Source organism: Hydrogenophaga aromaticivorans, from assembly GCF_013387465.1.
GTDB classification, from domain to species: Bacteria; Pseudomonadota; Gammaproteobacteria; order Burkholderiales; family Burkholderiaceae_C; genus Hydrogenophaga; species Hydrogenophaga aromaticivorans.
Window position 1 is genome coordinate 18,604 of sequence record NZ_VYGV01000004.1, and the last position, 23,208, is coordinate 41,811.

Sequence of the window (23,208 nt, forward strand, 5' to 3'; positions counted from 1 at the left end):
TTTCTTTCTTTTCCCCCCCCCCCCCCGGCGCGGTAACCCTTTTCTTTTACACAATTTAAGTTGTGTATAAGACCCAGCCCCAGCGTTGGCCGCCCGCCCCCCGCTGCCCGGGCGCCCCGGCGTCCAGGGCCTCACCGCCGATGTCGACCTCAACCAGGACGGCGGCCAGGCCCGCCTGCAGGTCGCCGATGGGTCGGTCGACCTGCCCGGCGTGTTCGAAGAGGTGCGCGTGCCGCTCACCCGGTTCACGGCCGACGCCCGCTGGCGCATCGCCGGCGAGCGCATCGACGCCTGGCTGGACAAGGTACGCCTGGCCAACGCCGACGCCGAAGGCACGGCCAGCGTGCACTGGCACACCAGCGACCCCGCCACCAGCCCCTCGGACGCGCGCTTCCCCGGCGTGCTCGACCTGACCGCGCGCCTCACCCGCGGCGAAGCCACCCGCGTGCACCGCTACCTGCCGCTGGTGGTCGGTCCGGACGCGCAGCGCTACGTGCGCGACGCCGTCAAAGGCGGGACGGTGGGCCCGGTCGATTTCCGCATCCAGGGCGACCTCTGGGACGTTCCGTTCAACCAGCCCGGTGCGCGCGGCGAATTCCGCATCACCGCGCAGCTCAAGGCGGTGAATTTCGCCTACGTACCGCCCTTCCTGCAGAGCGAGGGCGACGCCGCCTGGCCCGGCCTCAAGGGCGTCAACGGCCAGCTGGTGCTCGACCGCGCCGCCCTGCGCCTGAGCCAGCTCGACGCCGGGCTCGACGGCGCGCCCGGCGTGCGCCTGAGCCAGGCCGAAGTGGCCATCGCCGATCTGGTCCACGCCCCCGTGCTCACCGTGGCCGCCAGCGCCCAGGGCCCGGCCACCGAGGTGCTGGGCTTCGTGCGCAGCTCGCCGGTCAACGGCTTCACCGGTCGGGCGCTGGAGCGCGCCACCATCAACGGCCCCGCCCAGGTGCAGTTCAAGCTGCAGCTGCCGCTGGAGCAGGTCGACAAGACCACCGTGCAGGGCAGCGTGGTGTTCGCCGGCAACGACCTGCAGATCACGCCCGATGCCCCGCTGCTCGGGCGCACCACCGGCCGCCTGAGCTTCAGCGAATCCGGCTTCAGCATCGCCGACGCCCAGGCCCGCGTCTACGGCGGCGAGCTGCGGTTTGGCGGGGGCATGGTGCCCGTGGCCCGGGGCACGCCGCGCATCCAGTTCCGCGGCCAGGGCAGCGCCAGCGCCCAGGGCCTGAGCGAAGGCGGGCTGGGCTTCGTCTCGCGCCTGTTCGGCCAGGCCAGCGGCAACGCCAGCTACAGCGCCGAACTCGGCTTTCGCGCCGGCGTGCCCGAACTCGTGGTCACCAGCAACCTGCAGGGGCTCGCCATCAACCTGCCCGCGCCGCTGGCCAAGGCCGCCGCCGACAGCCTGCCCCTGCGCTACGAGAACCGCGTGCTCTCGGTGCTGGCCGATCCCTCGGGCGAAGTCGCGCGCACCGACAGCCTGTCCGTCGTGCTCGGCCCGCCGGCGCAGCCGCTGGCCGAACTGCGCTACGAGCGCGACATCACCGCCGAAGAACCGCGCGTGCTGCGCGGCAGCATGGCCGCCGGGCTCGACGCCGGCGAAACCGTCACCCAGCCGGCCACCGGCGTGCAGGCCAACATCCGCTTCCAGCGCATCGACGCCGACGCCTGGGAGCGGATCTTCACCGCCACCACCGGCACCGACGTGCGCGCCAGCGTGCAGTCGCCCAGCGCTGCCGACAGCGCCAGCCTGGGCTACCTGCCGTCGAGCCTGGCGGTACGCGCCGGCCAGCTCGTGGTCAGCGGGCGCAGCTTCACCGACGTGGTGGTCGGCGGATCGCGCGAAGGCAACCAGTGGCGCGCCAACGTCGACGCCGACGAACTCAATGGCTACATCGAATACCGCCAGCCCGCCGGCAACAACGCCGGCAACGTCTATGCGCGCCTGGCCCACCTCAAGCTCGCACCGGCCGCCGCCGCCGACGTCGAACAACTGCTGCAGCAACCCACCAGCATGCCCGCGCTGGACATCGCGATCGAAGACCTCGTGCTCTCCAACCGGCGGCTCTCCCGCGTGGAGATCGTGGCGCAGAACCGCGGCACCGCGGCGCGCACCCGCGAATGGCAGCTCACCAAGCTCAACATCGACACCCCCGAAGCCCAGCTCTCCGCCACCGGCAGCTGGGCCCTGCCCGACAACAGCGCGGGCACCGTGCGGCGCACCGCGCTCAACTTCAAGCTCGACATCCAGGACGCCGGCCTGCTGCTCGCGCGCTTTGGTCGCCCCGGGGTGGTGCGCGGCGGCAAGGGTCAGATCGGCGGCCACATCGCCTGGGTCGGCTCGCCCATGACGCTGGACTACCCCAGCCTCTCCGGCCAGCTCAAGGCCGAGGTGCAGAGCGGCCAGTTCCTCAAGGTCGAACCCGGTGCCGCCAAGCTGCTCGGCGTGCTCAGCCTGCAGGCGCTGCCGCGCCGCCTGGTGCTGGATTTCCGCGATGTGTTTTCCGAGGGCTTTGCGTTCGACTTCGTGCGCGGGGACGCCACGATCGAACAGGGCGTGGCCCGCACCAACAACCTGCAGATGAAGGGCATCAACGCCGCCGTGCTCATGGAAGGCAGCGCCGACATCGCGCGCGAGCAGCAGGACCTCAAGGTCGTCGTCGTGCCCGAGATCAACGCCGGCACCGCCGCCCTGATCGCCACCGCCATCAACCCCGCCATCGGGCTGGGCACTTTCCTGGCCCAGTTCCTGCTGCGCCAACCGCTGCAAAGTGCCACCACGCAGCAGTTCCACATCACCGGCAACTGGGCGGATCCGCAGGTCGAGAAGCTCGAGAGGAAATAACCCCCCGCGCCGCCTGCGGCGTCACCCCCCGGGGGCAACGCTGGCGGCCCGGCAAAGCCGGTTCCGCGGCGTTCTGGGTTGGGCACTTGCGCCGGATGCGCGACTGGTTTCTGTTACTGCGGTACAAACAGATTTGTAGCTGGGTTCAAAAAAAGGAGTTCTCATGAAAGTCGCCGCCATCCAGATGGTCTCGGGCATCAGTCTCGACGCCAACCTCAGCGCAGCGCGCGCCCTGCTGGACCAGGCCGCCCATTGCGGTGCCGAGCTGGCCGTGTTGCCCGAGTACTTCTGCTTCATGGGTCAGAACGACGCCGACAAGCTGCTGCTGGCCGAAACCGCGGGCCTGGGCACGGTGCAGGACTTCCTGTCCGACACCGCGCGCGAACTCAAGCTGTGGATCGTCGGCGGCACCCTGCCCATGGCCACCGACGACCCGACCCACGCCGCCAACGCCTCGCTGGTCTATTCGCCCAAGGGCGAATGTGTCAGCCGCTACGACAAGATCCACCTCTTCCGCTACGACAACGGCCGCGAGAGCTACGACGAAGCCAGTGTGCTGCGCGCGGGCGAAACCCCCACCGTCTTCGACTGCCCCTCGCGCCAGGGCCAGAGCTGGCGCGTCGGCATGAGCGTCTGCTACGACCTGCGCTTCGGCGAGCTCTACCGCATGCTCGCGGCCGACCTGCTGCTCGTGCCCGCCGCCTTCACCCACACCACCGGCCAGGCGCACTGGGAAGTCCTGCTGCGCGCGCGCGCCATCGAAAACCAGGCCTACGTCATCGCCAGCGCCCAGGGCGGCAACCACGAAAACGGCCGCCGCACCTGGGGCCACAGCATGGTCATCGACCCCTGGGGCCAGGTCATGGCGATGCAGGCCGAAGGCCCCGGGGTCGTGCTCGCCGACCTGGACATGGCGCGCCTGCACAGCGTGCGCGAACAACTGCCCGCCTTGCAGCACCGTCGTCTTTGATGCCTGAGGTCGTCCCCCGCGAGGCCACGCCCGGCGGCCTGCGCCCGCGCCGCCGGCTGCTGTGGGTGGCTTTGCTGCTGCTGGTGCTGGCCCTGCTGGGGGTGCTGGTCTTTCTGGCCGCCGAATACGAAGAGGTGCGCGACCAGTCCGCGCTCGAAGCCGACGCTGAAGCCCTCAGCAGCGACATCCGCAGCGCCCTGGTGCGCAACGTGCAGACCCTGCAGTCGCTCTACAGTCTCGCGGCCAGCCCCGGCGCCTGGTCCGCGCCGGCCGGCGAGGTGCTGGCCGAGCACCGCGAGATGGTGCGCCTGGAGTGGCGCGACAACGCCCGCGCGCTCATCGCCCACCGCGACACGCCCTACCTGGCCGACCTCTTCAGCTACCTGGACCGTTCCCAGGCCCTGCCCGACATGCGCCAGGCCTGCGACAACGCCCAGCGCAGCTCCGGCCCCTCGTACTCCCCGAGCTACTTCTGGCCCATGAACGGCGGTCTCGGCCTGGAGCTCATGGACATGTGCCTGCCCGTCGTGCGCAACGGCAAACCCGCGGGCTTCCTCGTTGTCACCTACTCCCTGCCCGGCCTGCTCGCCGAGCTGGGCAACAGGACCCTGCTGCGCGGGCGCGGCCTGGCCTTCGTCGACACCGACGGCACCCGTCTCGCGCTGTACAGCAGCGTCGCCGGCAACCGCCGCACCCAGACCGCGCGCGCCTTGCTCGACCTGCCCGGCCACACCCTGCTGCTGCGCCTGGAGAGCCCGCGCATCGGCACCGGTGCGGCCTTCGGGCTGCTGCCCAACGTGCTCACCGCCGTCGTCGGCGCGCTCTCGCTGGCCCTGCTCGCTGTGCTCGGCCTGCTCGGGCGCGACATGCGCCTGCGCCAGCGCGCCGAACACGAACTCGGCGACGCCCTGGCCTTTCGCAAGGCGATGGAAAACTCCCTCGTCACCGGCCTGCGCGCGCGCGACATGAGTGGCCGCATCACCTACGTCAACCCCGCCTTCTGCCAGATGGTCGGCCTGCCGCCTGAGAAGCTCATCGGCACCGGCCTGCCCGCGCCCTGGTGGCCGCCCGAACTGGTGGACGAATACCAGCAGCGCCAGGCCGTGCGCCTGGCAGGGCAGACCCTGCCGCGCGAGGGCTACGAATCCGTCTTCCAGCGCAGCGACGGCACCCGCTTTCCCGTGCTCATCATCGAGGCTCCGCTGATCGACGCCCAGGGCACACAGACCGGCTTCATGAGCGCCATCCTCGACCTGAGCGAACAGCGCCGCATCGAAGACCTCAACCGCGCCTCGCAGGAACGCCTGCAGGCCACCGCCCGCCTCGCCACCGTGGGCGAAATGGCCTCGCTGCTCAGCCACGAACTCAACCAGCCGCTCGCGGCCATCGCCAGCTACGCCAGCGGCACGCTCAACCTGCTCGACGAACCGCCCGGCGCCAGCGGGCCCGCCATGCCCCAGGGCGAGCTGCGCCAGGCCATGCAGCGCATCGGCGAACAGGCCGAGCGCGCCGGGCGCGTCATCAAGAGCGTGGCCGACTTCGTGCGCCGGCGCGAACAGGTGCGCGAAGCCGTCGCGCCCGCCAGCCTGATCGACGCCATCCTGCCCCTGCTCGGCCTGCAGGCCAAGAAGCAGGGCATCCGCGTGCACACCCAGATCGCGCCCGGCTGCCCGCCCGTGCTGTGCGACCGCACCATGGTCGAGCAGGTGCTGCTCAACCTCGCGCGCAACGGCGTGCAGGCCATGCCCGCCAACGATCCGCCGGCCGCCTCCGGCCTGCGCGTGCTCACGCTGGCGGTCAACCGCACGCGCCTGCACGCCAGCGACGACGACGAAGCCGCCGCCAGCGGCAGCCCGCCGCGCAAGGTCTGGGTCGAATTCGCCGTCACCGACCACGGCCACGGCCTGAGCGAAGCGGTGCGCCAGCAGCTCTTCACGCCCTTTTTCACCACCAAGGCCGAAGGCATGGGTCTGGGCCTGAGCCTGTGCCGCACTGTCATCGAGCAGCACGGCGGCGCGCTCACCCACGAGCCGGCCCAGCCCAGGGGCACGGTGTTCCGGTTCACGCTGCCGGCGGCCTGAGGATGGGGATTCCCCCGGCTCCGCCGTTGCGCGGGTCGCTGCCTCCTCTATCATCCCGCCATGACCCAGCACCCCGACGCCCGGATCTTTCTCGTCGATGACGACGCCGGTGTGCGCGACGCGCTGGCCTGGCTGCTGCGCACGCGCCGCCTGCTCAGCGAAGGCTTCGACAGCGCCGACGCGTTTCTGAACGAGATCGCGCGCTGGCACGCCGAACCCAGCACGCCCTGCTGCCTGCTGCTCGACGTGCGCATGCCCGGCACAAGCGGCCTCGCCCTGTTCGAACACCTGCTCACCCTGCCCTGGCAGGCCGTCATGCCGGTGATCTTTCTCTCCGGCCATGCCGACGTGCCCACCGCCGTCGACGCGGTCAAGCGCGGCGCCTTCGATTTCTGCGAAAAGCCGTTCTCCGACAACGCCCTCGTCGACCGCGTCGAACAGGCGCTCAACCAGTCCGCTCAGGTGCTGGCCGCGCGCCGCGCGCAGCGCGAAGTGCAGCAGCGGCTGAACTCGCTCACCGAGCGCGAGCGCGACGTCATGAACCTGGTCATCGCCGGCCTGCCCAACAAGCTCGTCGCCGACCAGCTCAACATCAGCGTGCGCACGGTCGAAGTGCACCGCTCGCGCGTGTTCGACAAGATGGGGGTGAAGTCGGCGGTGGAGCTGGCCAACGCCCTGCGGCAGGCGTGAGCGCCCGGCCCGCGCCGCGGCGCCTCAAGGCTTGGGCGAACTGTCCTGGTCCCGCTCGCGCTGCACATCCTCGGGCAGCTCGCCCTTCTTGCGCCCGGAAAACATGGTCCACCACACAATGAACACCAGCAACACCAGCGCGCCCAGCGCTTCAAGCAACAGCAAAGTCATGGCAGGTCGGTCCGGTGGGGGCAGTGGGTGGAGAGGTTGGCTGGCGGCCTGCATTGTAGGCAGCCTGCTCGTGGCGTGCTCTTCCGGTCCCATGCCCCCGCGCGCGCCGGTGGACGTGCCCGGCGCGGTCGACACCGGCCCGCTGCCGCCCGCCCTGCAACGCGGCAAGAGCCTGTGGACGCCGGTGCGCTGGAGCGAACTGCCCGGCTGGGGGCAGGACAGCCTGCACGAAGCCTGGAACGCCTGGCTGCGCGGATGCGAAAAACCCGTCGCCGGCCACGCCGGCCTCTGCGCCGAAGCCCGCCCGCTCGCCATCGCCACACCCGACGAACAGCGCGCCTGGATCGAGCGCCGCTTCCAGCCCTACCGCGTCGTGGAGCCCAACGGCAGCCTGCCCCAGGGCCTGCTCACCGGCTACTACGAACCCATCCTCGGCGCCAGCCGCCTGCCCAGCGCCAGCCACCGCACGCCGCTCTACGCACCGCCCGCCGGCCTGCGCGCCGGCCAGCCCTGGTACAGCCGCAAAGACATCGACACCCTGCCCGCCGCCCAGGCCGCGCTGCAAGGCAAGGCCATCGCCTGGCTCGCCGACCCCATCGACGCGCTCATCCTGCAGATCCAGGGTTCCGGCCGGCTCGACATCACCGAGCCCGACGGCCGCCAGCGCCAGGTGCGCGTCGCCTTCGCCGCCCACAACGGCCAGCCCTACCAGAGCGTCGGCCGCTGGCTGCTCGACCAGGGCGCCATCCGCGAAGCCTCGTGGGAAGCCATCAAGACCTGGGCCGTGCAGAACCCGCGCCGGTTGAACGAGATGCTCTGGAGCAACCCGCGCACCGTGTTCTTCCGCGAAGAAGTCCTGAGCGAGCTCGATGCCCGCTTCGGCCCGCGCGGCGCGCAAGGCGTGCCGCTCACGCCCGGGCGCTCCATCGCCGTCGATCCGCAAAGCATCCCCTACGGCACCCCGGTCTGGCTCGCCACGCAGGGCAGCGCGCTCAACCAGCAGAAGCTCGTGCTCGCGCAAGACACCGGCGGCGCCATCGTCGGCGCCGTGCGCGCCGACCTCTTCACCGGCTGGGGCGGCTGGACCGACCCCGCCTACCAGCTCGCCGGGAAACTCAAGCAGCCGCTGCAGCTCTGGGCGCTGTGGCCGCGCTGAAGCTACTCGGCCCCTTCTGCCACCTTGCGCGCGATCTCTTGCTCACCCAATCCCATCCGGTGCCATCGGATGACACGCTGAGACAAACGTGAGTGGTTGTGGTGCTGTCTGCCGCCGCCGGTGGCGCCATCCAGCAGCACGACGGGCAGCTTGCCCCGTGTGGCGGCGTTCACGAAGGCGAGCACCGACGCGTAGGGAATCCGCTGGTCGTGGCGGTTGGCGATCAAATACACCTTGCGACGCGCATCGGGCCGTGCGTCGGCAATGTGGTCCATCGGGTCATAGACATTTCGCCAGTCCTGTCCCGTGCTGATGTCGGAGGCCGGGTTGGATCGGAGATGAAAGGCGCGAACCCTCACGGCCGCGGGTGCGCCGGAGGCCGCCACGGCGTCGATGTCGGTCCGCCCCGACACCACCATCGCCAGGGCCAGGTAGCCGCCACCACTCTGACCGGCCAGGCTGATCCGGTCCAAGCCATAACGCGCCTTGATCTGGTCGATGGCCGCCGATACCACCGCCACCTCTTCGTGGGTGCGGCGGTCGTACCGGTGGTTGAGCACCGTGCTGCCGTACACCCCTGGCCGCGCCACGCTGATCGTGGGCATGCCCGAGCGCTGCTCGATGCGCTGGGCCTGCGCCATCTGCTGGCGAAAGCTGCCATCGGCCAGGCCGCCGGGTTCCACGCGGTCGCCATGGAAGAAAAAGAGAACGGGCTGACCGGGTGCGACCTGTGGGCTCGGAAAGTAGCGGATGCAACCGTCCACCTGCCTTGGGGGCTGGCCGGGCCTGTTCACGGTCAGCGCCACCCAGACCGCATGCCGCCGGGCCTCGCACTGAGCCCGGGTCAGCCGAAGCGGTCCCCGCACAATGTCCCGGTGGGACGAGTCGAACCGTTCATCGAGCCCATTCGGCGCGTGGCTGCCTGCGTGTCCCGTCATCGACAACAGGGTCGTGCACACCGCCATCCACCGCTTCAAGAGGCCGGACCGAAGGGCCCACATCACCAGACCTGGAGCGCAGCGGTCTTGGGCACGCTCTTGATGCCCTTGGCCATCGGATGCATGGGATAGCCCGTCGCCGTTTTCTCCACGCAATACAGCGTGGCGCAGTCTGGCAGGGAAGACCGGATCGTGTCCAGGACCTGCTCGAACCACTCGGGGCATTTTCTCGCCAGCGCACCCCAGGCGATGAGCACCGCGCCCGATCGCCGGACTTCGGCCGCGATGACTTCCAGGTTCTGCTGGAGCATTCTGGCGTCCTTCTTGCGGCCCGTGATGGCGTGTCGGGTCATCTCGATCGCGTCACCCAGGTACCGGCTGCACAGGGGAATGCCATGGACCACCACGATGCCACCGAAGCCGTTGTGCGAGGCGATGGCGCACAGCTGCAGGATGGTCGGGTCGTCCGTTGCGTGGTCGGCCGTTGGCGGGTTGAACATCACCACCAGAAGCCTGGGCCGGCCGTCCCAGGTTCGCGAAAATGACCACAGGTACTGTCCACACGGTGAGACGTTTGCCGATCGGACCATGGTTGATTGCGCGTGCATCACATTCATTGATACCGAAGGACCGGCCCGATGGTTTCACTTTTGAACGCTTGAAATGAAGGCAAAAAGCCCCGCAGTTCTTTCATTGCCCTGTCTGCAACGCGTGTTAGCTTCGAACCCCAGGAGGACTCGTGAAATGAAATTTCCCAGAAAGTTCCTGCTTCCAGCCGCGCTGATGGCCCTGCATGGCGTCGCCGGATCGGCCACCGCGACGGACACCTTGCTGGTCACGGCCACGGTGAGCGCCGCCTGCGTGGTGAGTACCTCCCCGGTGGCCTTCGGGGTCTACAACCCCACCGCCGGCACGGTGCTCGACGGCACCGGCACGGTCTCCGTCACCTGCACCAACGGCACCAGCTACTCCGTCGCTCTCGATGGGGGCGGCCAGGCCGACGTGCTGGCGCGTGCCATGTCCAATCTTCCCGACCTGCTGACCTACCAGCTGTACAGCGATGCGGCCCGGACCACCGTCTGGGGCACCACCGGTGTCGATCTCGTGAACGCCACGGGCACGGGAGTGCAGGTGGATCACACCGTTTATGGGCGTGTGGCCGCCAGCCAGAACGTGGCGGTGGGCAGCTACACCGACACGGTGAACGTCACCGTTACCTACAACTGAAGCCATGAGACGCCTGTTGCACTGGGTGATCCCAGTTGGTGCGATGCTGTGCGCGTTGAGCGCGCAAGCCGGCAGTCTGTCGGTCATGCCCGTGGTGGTGGCCTTGTCCGGCCACAAGGTCCGCGAAGCCATCACCGTCACCAACCAGGGCGACGAGCGGGTCACCACCCATGTGGACGTGGTGTCCTGGACACAGTCCAACGGCAAGGACGTCTTTGCCCCGACCACCGATGTGCTGCTCAACCCGGTTGTCTTCACGCTGGAGCCCGGTCAGGCCCAGGTGCTCCGCCTGGGGTGGCGGGGCCAGCCACCCCTCGATACCGAGCGCAACTACCGCATCCTGCTGCGCGAGGTGCCCCCGGCGGCACCGGCGCAGCGCCCCTCGGGCGCCTTGCCCGCGCAGGTGCGCGTGTTGCTGGAGCTGCGCATCCCCATCTATGTCGCGCCCCGCCAGGTGGTCCACCGACCCGAATGGCAGACGCGGCGCGTGGACGGAGACACCCTCGAGGTCCGCTTCAGGAACCAGGGCAATGTGCACACGGTCGTCCACGACCTGCAACTTGCATCGGGCTCGGGCGCGCCCCTGGGCGCCCCTCTGGATGTACATGCCGCGGTGCTGGCCGGGCAGGAGCGGCATTGGACCCTCCCCTTGCCCAAAGACGATGCCGCGGACCTGACGGTGGATGTGCGGGCCGACCACGGCCGTCAACGCCTGACCATTCCCCGTTGATGCCGCGCCGCTGGCTCGCCGTCCGGATCGCCGCCCTGGCGTGCTGGGCGGTGCTCGGTGCCGGGCCGGTGTGGGCGCAAGCCCGGGGCCAGGACCGCATCCTGATCCTGGACGTCACCGTCAACGGCCAGCGTTTGAACGGTGCGCAGGAGGTTGGCCAATCCGCCGATGGCCGCTGGTCCCTGCCGTCGGCGCTCTGGACCGAGCTGCGCTGGCTGGCGCCGCAAGCGCTGGTGAGCGAGGGTCCCCTGGCCGGCCATGCCTGGCTCGATCAGATGCCGGGCGTGCAGCTGGCGTTTGATGCCGAGCGCCAGTCGCTGACGATCATGGCGCCCGCGAACGCCTTTGCCACCTACCACCTCGGATCTGGCGATCAGACGGCCCTGGCGCCCGGGGCCAGCGGCACCGGCGCCTACGCCAACTACGAACTGCAGGCGGGGCACTCGAACGGACACACCGCCTGGACCGGCGGCGTGGAGCTCGTGGGCTTCGCGCCCGGCACGCGCCTGACGGGCAGCGCCTACTACCGCGACCAGGCGCAGGGCGGCGGGCGCTGGGTGCGCCTGGACACGGGTGTGGAGTTCAGCGACGCGCCCAGGATGCGGTCCCTGCGGCTGGGCGACCAGATCACCAGCGCCGGCCTGTGGGGGCGCCCGGCCCGCATCGGCGGCATCGGCATCGGGACGCGGTTCGCCATGCAGCCGGACTTCGTGCCGTTCGCCCTGCCCACCCTGCGCGGTGAAGCCGTGCTGCCCTCGACCATCGATGTGCTGGTCAACCAGAACCGGGTCACCTCCGGGCAGGTGCCAGCCGGGCCCTTCGAATGGAACCAGCTGCCCGCCCTCACCGGCCGGGGCGATCTGCGCCTGAGCGTGACCGACCTGATGGGACGCAAGACCGAGATCGTGCAACCCTACCTGGTCAGCGACCAGCTCCTGCGCCCGGGGCTGGTCGACTTTGCGGTCGAGGCGGGCCGCGTTCGCGAGGACTATGGGTATCACAGCGGGCGCTACGGCCGCCATGTGCTGCTGGGCCAATACCGGCGCGGCATCGCCGAGCAGCTGACGGCCGAGCTCCGGCTGGAAAGCCTGTCGGACCAGCGCACGGCCGGCGCCGGGCTGGCCTGGAAGGTCGGCGGCTGGGGGCTGATGCAGGCCACCGCGGCGGCCAGCGAGCGCGATGGGCAAGACGGGCATGCCGGGTCGGTGGGCCTCGACGTGCCGGGCCGTGCGGCGAGCCTGCAGCTCCGCTCGGCCCGGTCGAGCCGCTTCTTCGCGCAACTCGGCGCCGACAACCCGGATGCGGCCAGCCGGTCGACCGATCGGGTGGGCGTGCTGGTGCCCTGGTCGCACGGCGGCATCGGCCTGACCTGGGTGGCGCGCCGCTACTGGAACGCCGATCCGCAGCGTTTCTGGATCCTCAGCGCCAGCGCCGCCTTCGGCACCCGGTTCTTCCTGAGCGCCTACCTGCAGTCGGCCCACTTCGAAACCCGGCAGCGCACAGTGGGTGTGAACCTGGTCGTGCCGCTGGAGCCGCACACCCAGGCCTGGGCGCAAGCCAGCCGATCCTCGGGGCAGACCACCGGGGGTCTGGGCTGGATCTCCAGCCTGCCGCCGGGCCCGGGCTGGGCCCACCGGCTGTTCGCCGAAACGGACGAGCACCTTGCGGCCCGGCTGGAGCGCCGCGGCGCCTCGGCGGACTGGCGCGCCGACCTCGATGTGCGCGACGGGCAAGCCTATGTCGGCTCGGGTGTCAGCGGGTCGCTGGTGCTGCTCGGCGGCCAGTTGCGCTTGGCGCGGCGCATCGAGGGCAGCTTCGCCCTGGTCAAGGTGGGCGACGTTGCGGGTGTCCCGGTCTACCGCGACCAGCACGAGGTGGGCGTTACCGGCGCCGACGGCGTCATCGTCCTCAACGACCTGCGCCCGTACCAGAGCAACCGCATCCACGTCGATCCCAATGACCTGCCCATGGACGCCGTCTTCGAACATCTGCAGCTCAAACTCTCGCCCGCTCTCGGCGCGGGGGTGTACGCCGACCTCGGCGTGCGCCGCGTGCAGCCCATGACCCTGCGCCTGCTCGGTCCTGGCGGTCAGGCGGTGCCCCCGGGCACGGTGCTGCAGGTGTCTGGCCTGGCAGCGGAGCGCACCGTCGGCTACGACGGCAAACTGTTCGAGCCCGACGGGTCGCCCGATCGGGTGTACACCGGGTCGGTGGCGGGCCGGCCCTGCCGGTTCCGGGCCCCGGTGGCGCCGGCACCGGGCGAACCCGATGCGCCCGTCCCCGTTCACTGTGAGGAGACCTCGCCATGAAAGCCCTTCGCGCCCTGTTGTTGTTTGGCGCGCTGCTGGCCGGCGCGCCCCAGGCCCAGGCCTTGTGCCTGCTGTGCAGCTGCACCGCGAGCACCACGCCGGTGGCGTTCGGAGCCTACAACCCCATCGGCGGCGCCGCCGGTTCCGGCTCGGGCAACGTGCACGTGTCCTGCACCGGCACTGTGGGCCTGTTCGTGGACTACAGCATCTCCCTGGGCAAGGGGGCCTACGGCGCCACCTACAACGACCGCCAGATGGCCAATGGTGCTGCCCGGCTCACCTACCAGCTCTATGGCGACTCCGGCTCGGGTGGCGCCTGTTCGGTGGTCTGGGGCGATGGCACGGGCGCCACCAGCACCGTCGGCGGTTCGCTGCTGATCGTGCTGCTGGGCTCCACCATCAACCGCCAGGTCTGCGGCACACTGCCCGCCAACCAGGTCAGCGCGACGCCCGGTGGCTACAGCGACACGGTCCAGGTCGTGGTGACCTACAACTGAACAGCGCGTTTCTGCTCCCACGCCCAGGCGTGTTCGATCAGCGTCTCCAGCGCCGCAAACTGCGGCTTCCAGCCCAGCTGCGATGTCGCGGCGCGTGAATCGGCCACCAGGCGTGCCGGGTCGCCTGCGCGGCGTTCGGCGTACACCACCGGGATCTCGCGGCCCGTCACCTGGCGCGCCGTGTCGATCACTTCCTGCACCGAAAACCCGCTGCCGTTGCCCAGGTTGTAGGCCTGGCTGCCGGCGCCGCCCATCAGGCTCTGCAGCGCCAGCCAGTGCGCCTGGCACAGGTCGTTGATGTGCACGTAGTCGCGGATGCAGGTGCCGTCGGGCGTGTCGTAGTCGCGGCCGAACACGCTGATGTGCGACCGCCGCCCCGAAGCCGCCTGCAACACCAGCGGGATCAGGTGCGTCTCCGGGTCGTGGCGTTCGCCCAGCTCGCCCGCCGGGTCCGCACCCGCCGCGTTGAAATAGCGCAGGCAGACCGACTTCAGCCCATAGGCCCGGTCGTAGTCCGCCAGCGCCTGCTCCACCATCAGCTTCGTGCGGCCATAGGGGTTGATCGGCTGCTGCCGGTGCTGCTCGTCGATGGTGTCGCTCTGCGGCTCGCCGAAGATCGCCGCCGTGGAGGAAAAAATGAAGCGCTTCACCCCCGCCGCCACCATCGCGTCCAGCAGGTTCAGCGTGTTCACCACGTTGTTCTGGTAGTACTTCGCCGGCGCCACCACCGACTCGCCCACCTGGATGAACGACGCGAAATGCATCACCGCGTCAAACCGGCCCTCGGCCAGCAGCCGGTCGAGCAGCGCGCGGTCGGCGATGTCGCCCTGCACGAACGTGCCGTGCAACACCGCATCGGCGTGCCCGCCCGAGAGGTTGTCCAGCGTCGTCACCGCGCAGCCCGCCAGGCCCAGGTGCTTCACCATGTGCGAGCCGATGTAGCCCGCGCCACCCACCACCAGAATCTTCATGTTTGGCTTCTTTGGTTTCAATGTTGTCGAGTGTTGCCGCCGCCCAGACGCAAAAAAAGCCCCGAAGGGCTTTTTTTGTTTCCCGGCTGGGGATCAGCTGCGGCTGATCGGGCGGCGGGGAGGGGTGGGGGTCACGACCACGGCCGGGGTGCCGGGCTGGGTGGGGGTGATCACGGTGGCGCCGTTGCCCTTGCGGTTCTGGTTCACGTTGTACGCCAGTGCGGCCACGCCGCCGCCAGCCAGCAACAGGCCGTTGCCACCGGCGAAGACACCGCCACCAGCGCCGCCGCCTGCGCCGCGCGCAGCCACGTTTTGAGCGCAAGCCGCCTCGGTCACGGGCATCGATTGGCCGGGGGCCAGGATGGCGGTGCAACCGCTGGCGAACTGCACGGTCACCGAGCCGCTGCCGGAGGTGAGCAGCTGGCCGCCGGTGGGCAGGGGCATGCCGGGGGTGACGTTGACCAGCTGGTTGCCGGACGACATGGTCACCAGGCCGTTGACCGAGGTCACGGTGGCGCCGGCTTGGGCGAATGCAGAGCCAGCAACAGCTGTGATGGCCAAGGCGAGAGCGAGTTGTTTCATGGGAATACCTCCGAAGTTGTATTGATACTAAGTGGGGCTGTGTGACACGTCAACCCCGGGAACAGAAAAAACCAAATGTTTTCAAGGACTTGAAACCATTTGGCACACATCAAGGTAAAGAGCGCACCTTTGAGAACCATTTACCGAACGCAGATGGGCGTGATGCCTCTTTTTGGGGCAAACCGAAGTCCGTTGGCGACAGGTTTTCGAGCACCGCAATCGGGCGCTCGACCACCATGCGTTGCGCTTCTGCATCCCCGACCAGCCGCCGCACCACCTCCAGCCCCTCGCTCAGTCGCGGGCAGCGCCGGCCGGTGGAATGGGCGTCGGTCGCCAGGATGTGTGTGAAGCCGTCGCCCACAAAGCGCTCGCCCCATTGCTGCGCGCGCTTGCCAAAGGCCCCCGTCAGCGCCCCCGCCGTCACCTGCATCCACGCGCCCTGCGCCACCATGCGCTGGAACACCGGGTAATGGCTCTCCACCCAGGTCAGCCGCTCGGGGTGCGTGATGATGGGCGTGTAGCCCGAGGTGATCAGGTTGAACACCGAATCTTCCAGCCGCGGCGGCGGCGTGGTGTGCGAAGGCTCCAGCAGAAAGTAGCGTGAGCCGTTCAGTGTCGGCACCAGCCCGCTTTTCAGCCCGTCGATCAGGCCGGGCACCAGGTGCACGTCGGCGCCTGTCACCAGCTTCAGCGGGATGCCGTTGCCGACCAGCTCCGCCTGCAGGCGAAAGCGCGCGCACTCGATGCCCGGGCCGTCGTTCATGTACATGCCGGGGTAGATGTGCGGCGTGCAGGCCATCGTGTGGATGCCGTCGGCCACGGCGATGCGCGCCATCTCCAGTGACTCGTCCAGTGTCTTCGCCCCGTCGTCGATGCCGGGCAGGATGTGGCTGTGCAGATCGATCATGGCTGGCTGGTCCCTTGTGGTGCGGCTTCCTGCACCAAGGTGAAGCGGTCGAACAGCACCTCGCCGCGCAGGCCGGTCCGGGCTTCGTACGGGGCCTGGGTCTGTAGCGACAGCGCCACACCCAGCCCACATTCCGCCGGCACCTCCAGGCTCATGCCCGTTGTTTGCCAGGTGCGCCCGGTGGTTTTCAGGGCCGGCGTGCGCGCCAGCTCGCGCCGGTCGCCGTCGGCGCAGCTGAACACCCAGCTCAGGCCCTCGTTGCTGCGCAAGTCGCTCGACTGAAAATCACCCGCAAAACGGTAGTGTCCCGGCGGCAGCATCATGTGCTGGCGCACCAGCGGTGTCTTCATCGCCCGGCCGGTGAACGCCACGCGCAGCACCTGGCCGCGCTCGCGCCGCCCGGCCAGATCGATGCGTGCGCCCCCGCGGTGCGGATCGCGCTCGATCACCTCCCAGTCAAAACCCCCGGCCACGAAGTTCTGCTCGAAGTCGCCGTTGAACAGATAGCCCAGCGGTCGTTTCCACAGGCGCAGCCAGATCGCGTGCGCCTCCAGCCACAGGCCCTCGGTCTTGAGCTGGCGGATCACGTACAGCCCCAGCGGCGCTGACAAACCCGGCTCCTTCGCCGCCGCCAGAGCCACCAGCGGCATTGCGCTCCCCAGCGGCAGCTTCGCTCCCGGCATCGCCCGCAACACGCGGTCGAGCCAGCCCGCATCGGCGCCCACCGCGTCCACCAGCGCCTGCTGCAGTGTGGGCTGGGCGGGCGGCTGGGCCGCCAGCGCCACCAGCTCCGCCAGCACGCGCGTGGCATCGGCGTTGTGGTGGTGCTGCGAAAGCCGTGTCAGCTTGTCCAGCGCATCGGGCCAGCGTTGCGCGCGCAGCGCCTCGTTGGCCTGCAGCTGCAACACCGTCACATCCTGCGGCGCCGCCCGGCCGGCCGCCGCCAGCAGCGCCGGAGCGTCCAGCCCCGCGGCCGTCTCGGGCCGGTGCGCCAGCTCGGTCAGTTCCACCAGCGCCTGCGAATCGCCCGGGTTTGCCGCCAGCCGCTCCTGCAGCCGCGCCACGCGCTCCTGCGGCGTGCGGCCGTTGATCTCTTCGCACACCGGCAGGTTGGGCCACTCGTTCTTCCAGCACGACATCGTGATGTTCACGTCCCAGGCCTTCCAGCCCAGCCACAGCGCCGCCACCAGCAGCAGCGCAAACACGCCCATGCGCGCCGGCGTCCAGCCCGGCTTCGCGTCGGTCAGGGTCGCTGCCGTCATTGCAGTTTCTCCGCCACCAGGTGCGTCAGCACCGGTTGCCCGTCCTGCGGCTGGAAGAACGCGCGCAGATGCAGGTCGCGCACGCGCGCCTCGTTGTTCATATCTTGTGTGTGCAACACGATCACGCCATCCACCACCAGCTGCACCCCCTGCGTGCGCGAGCTGAAGCGCACATGGCCCAGCTGCGTCACGCGCAGGCCCGCCAGCAACTGGTTGAACCGGCCCACGAAGCGGCCCGTGTCCGGGTGGGCGCGAAAACCGCTGTCGATCCACTGCGCCATGTTCTCGCCGCGTCCGCTGGGCAGGCTGGCCACCAGGTTGGACAGCGCCGGCTGCACCTGCGCCAGCGTCGGCGCGGGGAGCGTCGCGCGCGATGCCGAAGGCGCCGCCGGTTCGGCGGGCAACGCAGCCGGGGCCGGTGCTGCCGCCCTCGGCGCCGGCGCCGGCACAGCCGCCGCCACCGTCATCGAAACCGGCATCGCCACCGGCGTCGGCGTCACCACCATCCGGGTGTCCATCGTCAGGCTCAGCGCGGCCTCGCTCGGGGCGCCGCTGGCGCTGCCCTCGGCCGCCTTCGCCGCCGCCAGCTCGCGGTTGGTCCGGGGGCGGCGCGGCTTCGGCTGCGGTGCCACGGGTTCCGGTTCCGCCACAGGCGCCGGAGCCGGCGCCGGCGCGGTGTCCACCTGCGCCTCGCTCGCGGCCCCGCCCACCAGCACCAGGCTGGTCTCGGCCTGCAGCGTCGGGTTGGCCACGCTGGGCAGCTTGCGCACCGCCAGCGAGCCGCTGTCGCCCGCGGGCCCGTTCAGCAACAGCGCCGTCGCCGCGCCCAGCGCGCCCAGCGAAGCCAGCGCGATCTTCACGCCGCGCGGCACCCGCGGGCCCGTGCGGTCCGCCGCCGCATCGGCGTCTTTCTTCGGGCGCAGCGTCAGCACGCGCGAGCGCGGTGTCGCCGGCTTCTTCTGCGCCACCTTCGCCGAAGCCGCCGCCGCACCCGCAGCAGCAGATGCCACCGGCTGCGCCGAAGCCTGTGCGGCGTTGTAGTCCGAGCGCCGCTCGAAGGACGACAACACGTCGTTCGCCTGGTTGATGCGCGTGGCCGCGTCCGCGGGCCAGGCCTCGCCGCTGCCGGCGGCAAAGTCCGGGTGCGTCAGGCGGATCATCAGCCGGTAGTGCTCGCGCAGCTCGTCGGCTTCGCAGCCCGGCGCCAGGCCGAGCAGGGTGTAGTGGTCCACGCCGGGGCGCAGCAGCACCGTTCGCACAAAAAAACGCGCCGCGCGCTTCAGCTCGTCGGTCTGCGCCGGCTCGTGCGCCAGATCGGCCAGCCCGTCCACCGAACGCCCCACCGCCAGCTGCAGCACCGCCAGCGTGTGCTCAAACAGCGGGCGCGGCTCGCGCAGCACCACCCGGTAGCGCCCGGGCGAGCGCTCGAAATCGAGCAGCGCGGGCAGCAGGCTGCTCCAGTCCGGCGAGGGCGGGGTCATGCTTCTGCGGTGGCCGTCGGGCCGAGCGTCGGCTCGGTGCGGGTGCTCGCCGCCAGCGGCGCCGGCTGCGTGCCCGGGGCGGGCTGCGGCGTGGCCGCGCGCGGCGTGTGCGCATCGCCGTAGCCGTAATACGACTCGTAGGCGTAGTCGCTGCTGTGCTCGTTGCGCGCGTGCGTCAGCACCACGCCCATCGGCGCGATGCCCGCGTTGCGCAGGCGGCGCATCGCGTCCTTGATGCTGTCTTTCTTGGTGCTGGAGGCCTTCACGGCAAACACCACGTGCTGGATCTGGTTGCCCAGCACCACCGCGTCCGCAATGCCCAGCAGCGGCGGCCCGTCGATCACCACCTGCGCAAAGCCCAGCTCCTGCGCCTTTTCCATCAGCATCGCCAGCTTCGGCCCCATGAGCAGCTCCACCGGATCGGGCGGCGTTGGTCCGGCCAGCAACACGCTCAGGTTCGGAATCACCGTCGGCTGGATCAGCATCTCGCTGCCGCGGTCGCCGCTCAGCAGGTTTGATAAACCGCGCTCGTTGGGCATGCGCAGCGCCTTGTGCACCGCGCTCTTGCGCATGTCGGCGTCGATCAGCAGCACGCGCTGGCCCAACTGCGCGAAGTTGATCGCCAGCGCGATCGCCGTGGTCGTCTTGCCCTCGCTCTTGCCGCAGCTCGTCACCATGAAGCGCTTGGGCGCGCCGTCGGCGGTTGAAAACTGCAGCGCCGTGCGCATGGAGCGGTAAGCCTCGGCAAAGCCGCTGCGCGGCTCGCGGTGCGCCAGCAGCGCGATCGACTCTTCGCTGCCCTTCTCCTGCTTCGTCATCGGAATCAGGCCCAGCAGCGGCAGACCCAGCGTGCCCTCGATCTCGTCGGCGTGTTTGATGGAGTCGTCCATCTGCTCGCGCAGCAGCGCCGCCACCATGCCCAGGAACATGCCGAGCACCAGACCCAGCCCCAGGTTGATCAGCGGCTTGGGCTTGGCCGGGAACAGCGGCGCCGAAGCTTCGTCCACGATGCTCACGTTGTTGGTCGTGATGCCCGCCGTCACGCTCACCTCTTTCAGCCGCTGCAAGAGGCTGTCGTACACCTGCCGGTTGGTCTCGAGCTCGCGCTGCAGCAGGTTCATGTCGACGCTGCGGTCTTGCACGCTGATCACCTCGCTGCGCGTGCTCGCCACCTTGGCCTTGAGCGCCTCTTCTTGCTGCTTGGCCGCTTCAAACTGCCCCTTGATGCTGGCCAGGATGGTGTCCACCTCGGCCTTGATGCGGCTGTTCAGCTCGCCAATCTGCGCGCGCGCCTGGACCATGGTCGGGAACTCGGGCTTGTAGGTGGCCAGGTTCTTGGCGTATTCGGCTTCGAGCTGGGCCTTCTGCTCCTTGTAGGCCTGGATCGCCAGGTTTTCCAGCGCCTGTGGGGCGCTGTCGGGGTTGCGCTTCACCTCGTTGTATTGCGATTCGGCCTTGATGCGGTCTTGCTGCGCCTTGCCCAGCGCGGCCGAAAAGTCCACAAAGGTCTGCGTGGTGGCGCTGCCCTTGTCGCCCAGGTTCAAGATTTCGTTTTTCTTGGCGTAGTCGTTGATCTGGCGCTCGCTCTCTTCGAGCTTGGCCTTGGTCTGCTTGATCTGGTCTTCCAGGAACTGCCGCGCGTACACCGAAGAGTCCACCTTGCGCTCGATGTTGCTCGCAATGAAGGCCTTGGCCATGGTGTTTGCAATGCGCGCGGCCAGCTCCGGGTCTGCGTTGAGCACCTTGATTTCGACCAGGCGCGAATTGCGGATCGGCTCCACCGTCACCGACTTCTCGAATGCCGCCACGGTCTGGGCTCGCCCAAGCACGCGCTCGTCTTCAGACGACGCCGTGAACAGCATCTTCAGGTTGTTGCCCAGCAGCGCCACAAAGCCTGGTTTCTCGGCCTCTGCATCGACTTCGCCCGGCAGGCGGCCCGCTTCGACCGCTGGGGCCTCGGGCAGCCCGGTCGGGCTCTCCGGTTTGTAGAGCCCCATCTCGTCGATCACGCGCTCGGCCAGGCTGCGGCTCTTGAGCAGCTCGATCTGCGTGCGCAGCTGCAGCTGGTCGGCAGTAGCGCCCTGGTCCACCTCGACCTCGGCGTTGAAGCCCACCACCTTCTGCGCCGTGCGGTCGATCTGCAGCAGCGCCGCGCTTTCGTACAACGGGGTCACGCGGAGGGTGTAGACCACGGCCGCCAGGGTGCACAGCGCCGTGGTGCCCAAGATGGTCCATTTGTGCTTCAGCAGCGTGCGCAAGATCGCCCTGAAATCGATCTGATCGTCGACCTGGGCGTCGGCCTCTTGCTGCTGCGCCAGCAGCTGGGTCTGCAGCGCGCCGCTCGGGCGCAGGGCCAGCGCGCCCGGGGGCTGAGGCTGCTGGGGAAAGGAAGGCAAGTTTTCGGGTGAAGACATGGGGTTGCCGCCGCGCTCAGCGGTTCGAGAAAGGGTTGATCGTGTCGACGATGTCACGGAACAGCGAGTCGCGCAGGGCGGCGCGGCTGGCGCTGCGCTGCACCACGATCACGTCGTCAGAGCTGATGGCCGGGTCTGCCACTTCGCCTGCGCGCACCTTGTCGAGGTCGTAAACAAACTGCTCGCGCGCGCTGCCCGCGCCGTTGCGAAACACCACGATCTGGTTGATGTTGGCGTAGGGTGCGTAGCCGCCGGACAGCGCCAGCGCGCGCAGCAGCGTGAGCTGCCCCGTGACGGGGTAAATGCCCGGCTTGGCCACCGCGCCTTCGATGGTGATGCGCTGCGTGGTGAACTCCTTGATGAAGAGCGAGACCTGCGGGTTCTGCAGGTATTTTTCTTCGTACCTGGCTGCGATCAGCTTCTCGGCGTCTTGCGCCGTCAGCCCGGCCACCGGCACCGGCCCGATGAGCGGCAGCGAAATCAGGCCCGAGGCGTTCACGCGCACGTCGCGTTTCATGTCGGGCACGCCGAACACGTCAAATTCAAGCAGATCGTTCGAAGACATGCGGTAGTCGGCGCCCACCGTGGCGAGCGAGTTGAGCGCAACGGGCTCGCCCGTGGCCGGGTCCACCGCCGTGGCCTGGCCCACCGGCCTGGGGCTCACGGGCGCAGAGCCCACGGGCGATTGAAGCGGGGCTTGCATGGGCGAGGCCTGCAGGGGCACCGTCTGCGCCTGTGCGGGCAGGGTCGCGGCGCTGGCCGCGCACCAGGCCAGTGCGAGCAAAGCGCCGCCCCAAGCCGGCCGTGTCAAAAAGAGGTTCATGGTCTGGGGCTCCCGGGAGCGCGTGTGGCGTTCAAACATAAGTCCTTGATTTTACTTTTTGCGGGTCATCGGCCGATGTAACGGGCTGTCTCAGGAACACACCCAGCAAGAAGGCGGCCAGCATGGCGTTGGCCGGTATGCGAAACGGGTAGTCCACCCAGGCGTGCAACAGCGTGGCCAGCAGGCCCAGCCCGCAGGCCACGGCCAGGCGGTCGGCGCTGCTCCATGTACCGCGCCCGGCGCTGAAAAGTTGCAGCGCCCGCCGGCCCATGAGCGCCAGCGCCAGCGCCATGGCGATCAGCCCGAGCGCGCCGGTCTCCATCAAGACCTGCAGGTAGTCGTTGTGGGCCAGGTCCAGCAGGTAGGCGCCCACCTCGGGCGACTGGAAGCGCGGGAACACCCAGGCGTAAGACCCGAGGCCCGAGCCCAGCGGCCAGAAGGCCAGCGCGCCCTGCCAGGTGGCTTCGCGCGTCAGCGCGCGCAGGGCATCGGCTTCTGCCAGGCGCTCGGCGTCAAAGCGCTCCACCCAGTCCAGCCCGCCCATGAAGAGCGCCACCGCCAGCAAACCCAGCGCCAGCGCGGGCAACCCCAGGCGACGCAGCCAGCCGCTGCGCCCGCCCGCCGCGCTGTCGTGCGCAGGCGCCAGCAGGGCCAGCGCCAGCAGGGCCACCAGCAGCGCCGTGGCAATGCCCGTGCGCGAGGTGCTGGCCAGTGCCGCGGCCAGCAGCGTCAACAGCGCGAGTGCGCCCCACCAGGAGCTGCGCCGCTCCCTGCCACTTCGTCGTTGGCGGCCAGCCGCGCCCCACAGGCCCAACACCGCCAGTGGCACCGCCATGGCCAGCAGATTGGCATAAGTGTTCTTGCTGGCGTAGGAGCCGATCACGGGCTCTGCGCCGTCCATCCCGAAGTAAAGCGCCTCAAACCCACCGAGCTGCAGCAGCCCCAGCGCCGCCTGCGCCACCGCCACCCAGAGCCACAGGCGCAGCAACGCCTGAATCTGCGCTGCGTTGCCGCTGAGCGCCACCAGAAAACACGCCACCACCGGCAGGCTGGCCAGCAGCGCGTGCGCCGTGGCCAGCGGCGTGGCGCTCAGAGCGTCCCCGCCCGTCCAAGGCCGGGCTCTTATACACATACAGGTGTGGAGAAGAGACAGCTTC

The 23,208-nt window shown here is 69.5% G+C and carries 20 protein-coding genes; 9 read left to right on the top strand and 11 right to left on the bottom strand.

All coding sequences use genetic code 11. The features are described 5' to 3' along the window. Window positions 1–85 precede the first annotated feature (85 nt). The 4 genes from F3K02_RS03110 to F3K02_RS03125 all read left to right on the top strand — a co-directional run bounded on the left by F3K02_RS03110 (window position 86) and on the right by F3K02_RS03125 (window position 6,583). Window positions 86–2,842 (top strand): YhdP family protein, encoded by a 2,757-nt coding sequence (locus tag F3K02_RS03110; protein ID WP_177133228.1) that lies wholly within the window; start codon window positions 86–88, stop codon window positions 2,840–2,842. Between the two features lie 163 nt (window positions 2,843–3,005). After that, a complete protein-coding gene (locus F3K02_RS03115) occupies window positions 3,006–3,812 on the top strand; it encodes a carbon-nitrogen hydrolase family protein (protein WP_177133230.1) in 807 nt (268 codons plus the stop codon). Continuing rightward, entirely contained in the window at window positions 3,812–5,893 is a 2,082-nt protein-coding gene (locus F3K02_RS03120; RefSeq protein WP_177133232.1) for a two-component system sensor histidine kinase NtrB, read from the top strand. Before F3K02_RS03115 ends, F3K02_RS03120 begins: the two co-directional genes overlap by 1 nt. Window positions 5,894–5,953: 60 nt before the next feature. Continuing rightward, window positions 5,954–6,583, top strand: coding sequence for a response regulator transcription factor (locus tag F3K02_RS03125; RefSeq protein WP_177133234.1), 630 nt, complete (start codon window positions 5,954–5,956; stop codon window positions 6,581–6,583). Between the two features lie 24 nt (window positions 6,584–6,607). On the opposite strand, the gene F3K02_RS03130 is transcribed toward F3K02_RS03125, so the two are convergent. Continuing rightward, complete coding sequence (locus F3K02_RS03130) at window positions 6,608–6,754, bottom strand: hypothetical protein (RefSeq protein WP_177133198.1); 147 nt, start codon at window positions 6,752–6,754, stop codon at window positions 6,608–6,610. Here F3K02_RS03130 and mltA point away from each other — a divergent pair. Then, a complete protein-coding gene (mltA, locus tag F3K02_RS03135) occupies window positions 6,687–7,910 on the top strand; it encodes a murein transglycosylase A (RefSeq protein ID WP_177133236.1) in 1,224 nt (407 codons plus the stop codon). The two genes, F3K02_RS03130 and mltA, sit on opposite strands and share 68 nt — an antisense overlap. A 2-nt stretch (window positions 7,911–7,912) precedes the next feature. Here mltA and F3K02_RS03140 read toward each other — a convergent pair whose 3' ends face one another. Next, window positions 7,913–8,704, bottom strand: a complete 792-nt coding sequence (locus F3K02_RS03140; protein WP_177133238.1) for a prolyl oligopeptidase family serine peptidase — start codon at window positions 8,702–8,704, stop codon at window positions 7,913–7,915. A gap of 206 nt (window positions 8,705–8,910) precedes the next feature. Further along, the gene (locus tag F3K02_RS03145) at window positions 8,911–9,465 is read right to left on the bottom strand and encodes a DUF1643 domain-containing protein (RefSeq protein ID WP_343066967.1); all 555 of its coding nucleotides are present in this window, start codon (window positions 9,463–9,465) and stop codon (window positions 8,911–8,913) included. A 127-nt stretch (window positions 9,466–9,592) separates the two neighbouring features. Here F3K02_RS03145 and F3K02_RS03150 point away from each other — a divergent pair, with 127 nt between their 5' ends. The 4 genes from F3K02_RS03150 to F3K02_RS03165 are packed head-to-tail and all read left to right on the top strand — an operon-like array spanning window position 9,593 to window position 13,611. After that, window positions 9,593–10,075, top strand: coding sequence for a Csu type fimbrial protein (locus F3K02_RS03150; protein WP_177133242.1), 483 nt, complete (start codon window positions 9,593–9,595; stop codon window positions 10,073–10,075). Between the two features lie 4 nt (window positions 10,076–10,079). Then, window positions 10,080–10,805 (top strand): fimbrial biogenesis chaperone, encoded by a 726-nt coding sequence (locus tag F3K02_RS03155; RefSeq protein WP_177133244.1) that lies wholly within the window; start codon window positions 10,080–10,082, stop codon window positions 10,803–10,805. Then, window positions 10,805–13,114, top strand: coding sequence for a fimbria/pilus outer membrane usher protein (locus F3K02_RS03160; RefSeq protein WP_177133246.1), 2,310 nt, complete (start codon window positions 10,805–10,807; stop codon window positions 13,112–13,114). The genes F3K02_RS03155 and F3K02_RS03160 overlap by 1 nt, the downstream gene beginning before the upstream one ends. Beyond that, a complete protein-coding gene (locus F3K02_RS03165; RefSeq protein ID WP_177133248.1) occupies window positions 13,111–13,611 on the top strand; it encodes a Csu type fimbrial protein in 501 nt (166 codons plus the stop codon). The genes F3K02_RS03160 and F3K02_RS03165 overlap by 4 nt, the downstream gene beginning before the upstream one ends. Here F3K02_RS03165 and galE read toward each other — a convergent pair. From galE to F3K02_RS03205, 8 genes are all read right to left on the bottom strand, one after another. Continuing rightward, window positions 13,602–14,582 (bottom strand): UDP-glucose 4-epimerase GalE, encoded by a 981-nt coding sequence (gene galE, locus F3K02_RS03170; protein WP_177133250.1) that lies wholly within the window; start codon window positions 14,580–14,582, stop codon window positions 13,602–13,604. The genes F3K02_RS03165 and galE overlap by 10 nt on opposite strands. Before the next feature lie 93 nt (window positions 14,583–14,675). After that, window positions 14,676–15,164 (bottom strand): hypothetical protein, encoded by a 489-nt coding sequence (locus F3K02_RS03175; RefSeq protein WP_177133252.1) that lies wholly within the window; start codon window positions 15,162–15,164, stop codon window positions 14,676–14,678. A 109-nt stretch (window positions 15,165–15,273) separates the two neighbouring features. Then, entirely contained in the window at window positions 15,274–16,071 is a 798-nt protein-coding gene (locus tag F3K02_RS03180) for a tyrosine-protein phosphatase (RefSeq protein ID WP_177133254.1), read from the bottom strand. Beyond that, window positions 16,068–17,333 carry a hypothetical protein gene (locus F3K02_RS03185; RefSeq protein ID WP_177133256.1) on the bottom strand — a complete coding sequence of 422 codons (1,266 nt, stop codon included), beginning with the start codon at window positions 17,331–17,333 and terminating at the stop codon, window positions 16,068–16,070. The genes F3K02_RS03180 and F3K02_RS03185 overlap by 4 nt, the downstream gene beginning before the upstream one ends. Continuing rightward, the gene (locus F3K02_RS03190; protein WP_177133258.1) at window positions 17,330–18,814 is read right to left on the bottom strand and encodes a J domain-containing protein; all 1,485 of its coding nucleotides are present in this window, start codon (window positions 18,812–18,814) and stop codon (window positions 17,330–17,332) included. Before F3K02_RS03190 ends, F3K02_RS03185 begins: the two co-directional genes overlap by 4 nt. Then, a complete protein-coding gene (locus tag F3K02_RS03195) occupies window positions 18,811–21,228 on the bottom strand; it encodes a GumC family protein (RefSeq protein ID WP_177133260.1) in 2,418 nt (805 codons plus the stop codon). Before F3K02_RS03195 ends, F3K02_RS03190 begins: the two co-directional genes overlap by 4 nt. Window positions 21,229–21,244: 16 nt before the next feature. Continuing rightward, on the bottom strand, window positions 21,245–22,051 hold the full coding sequence (locus tag F3K02_RS03200) for a polysaccharide biosynthesis/export family protein (protein WP_177133262.1): 807 nt from the start codon (window positions 22,049–22,051) through the stop codon (window positions 21,245–21,247). A gap of 31 nt (window positions 22,052–22,082) precedes the next feature. Further along, the coding region (locus F3K02_RS03205) for an O-antigen ligase family protein (protein WP_218179345.1) at window positions 22,083–23,208 on the bottom strand (1,126 nt) is incomplete at its 5' end.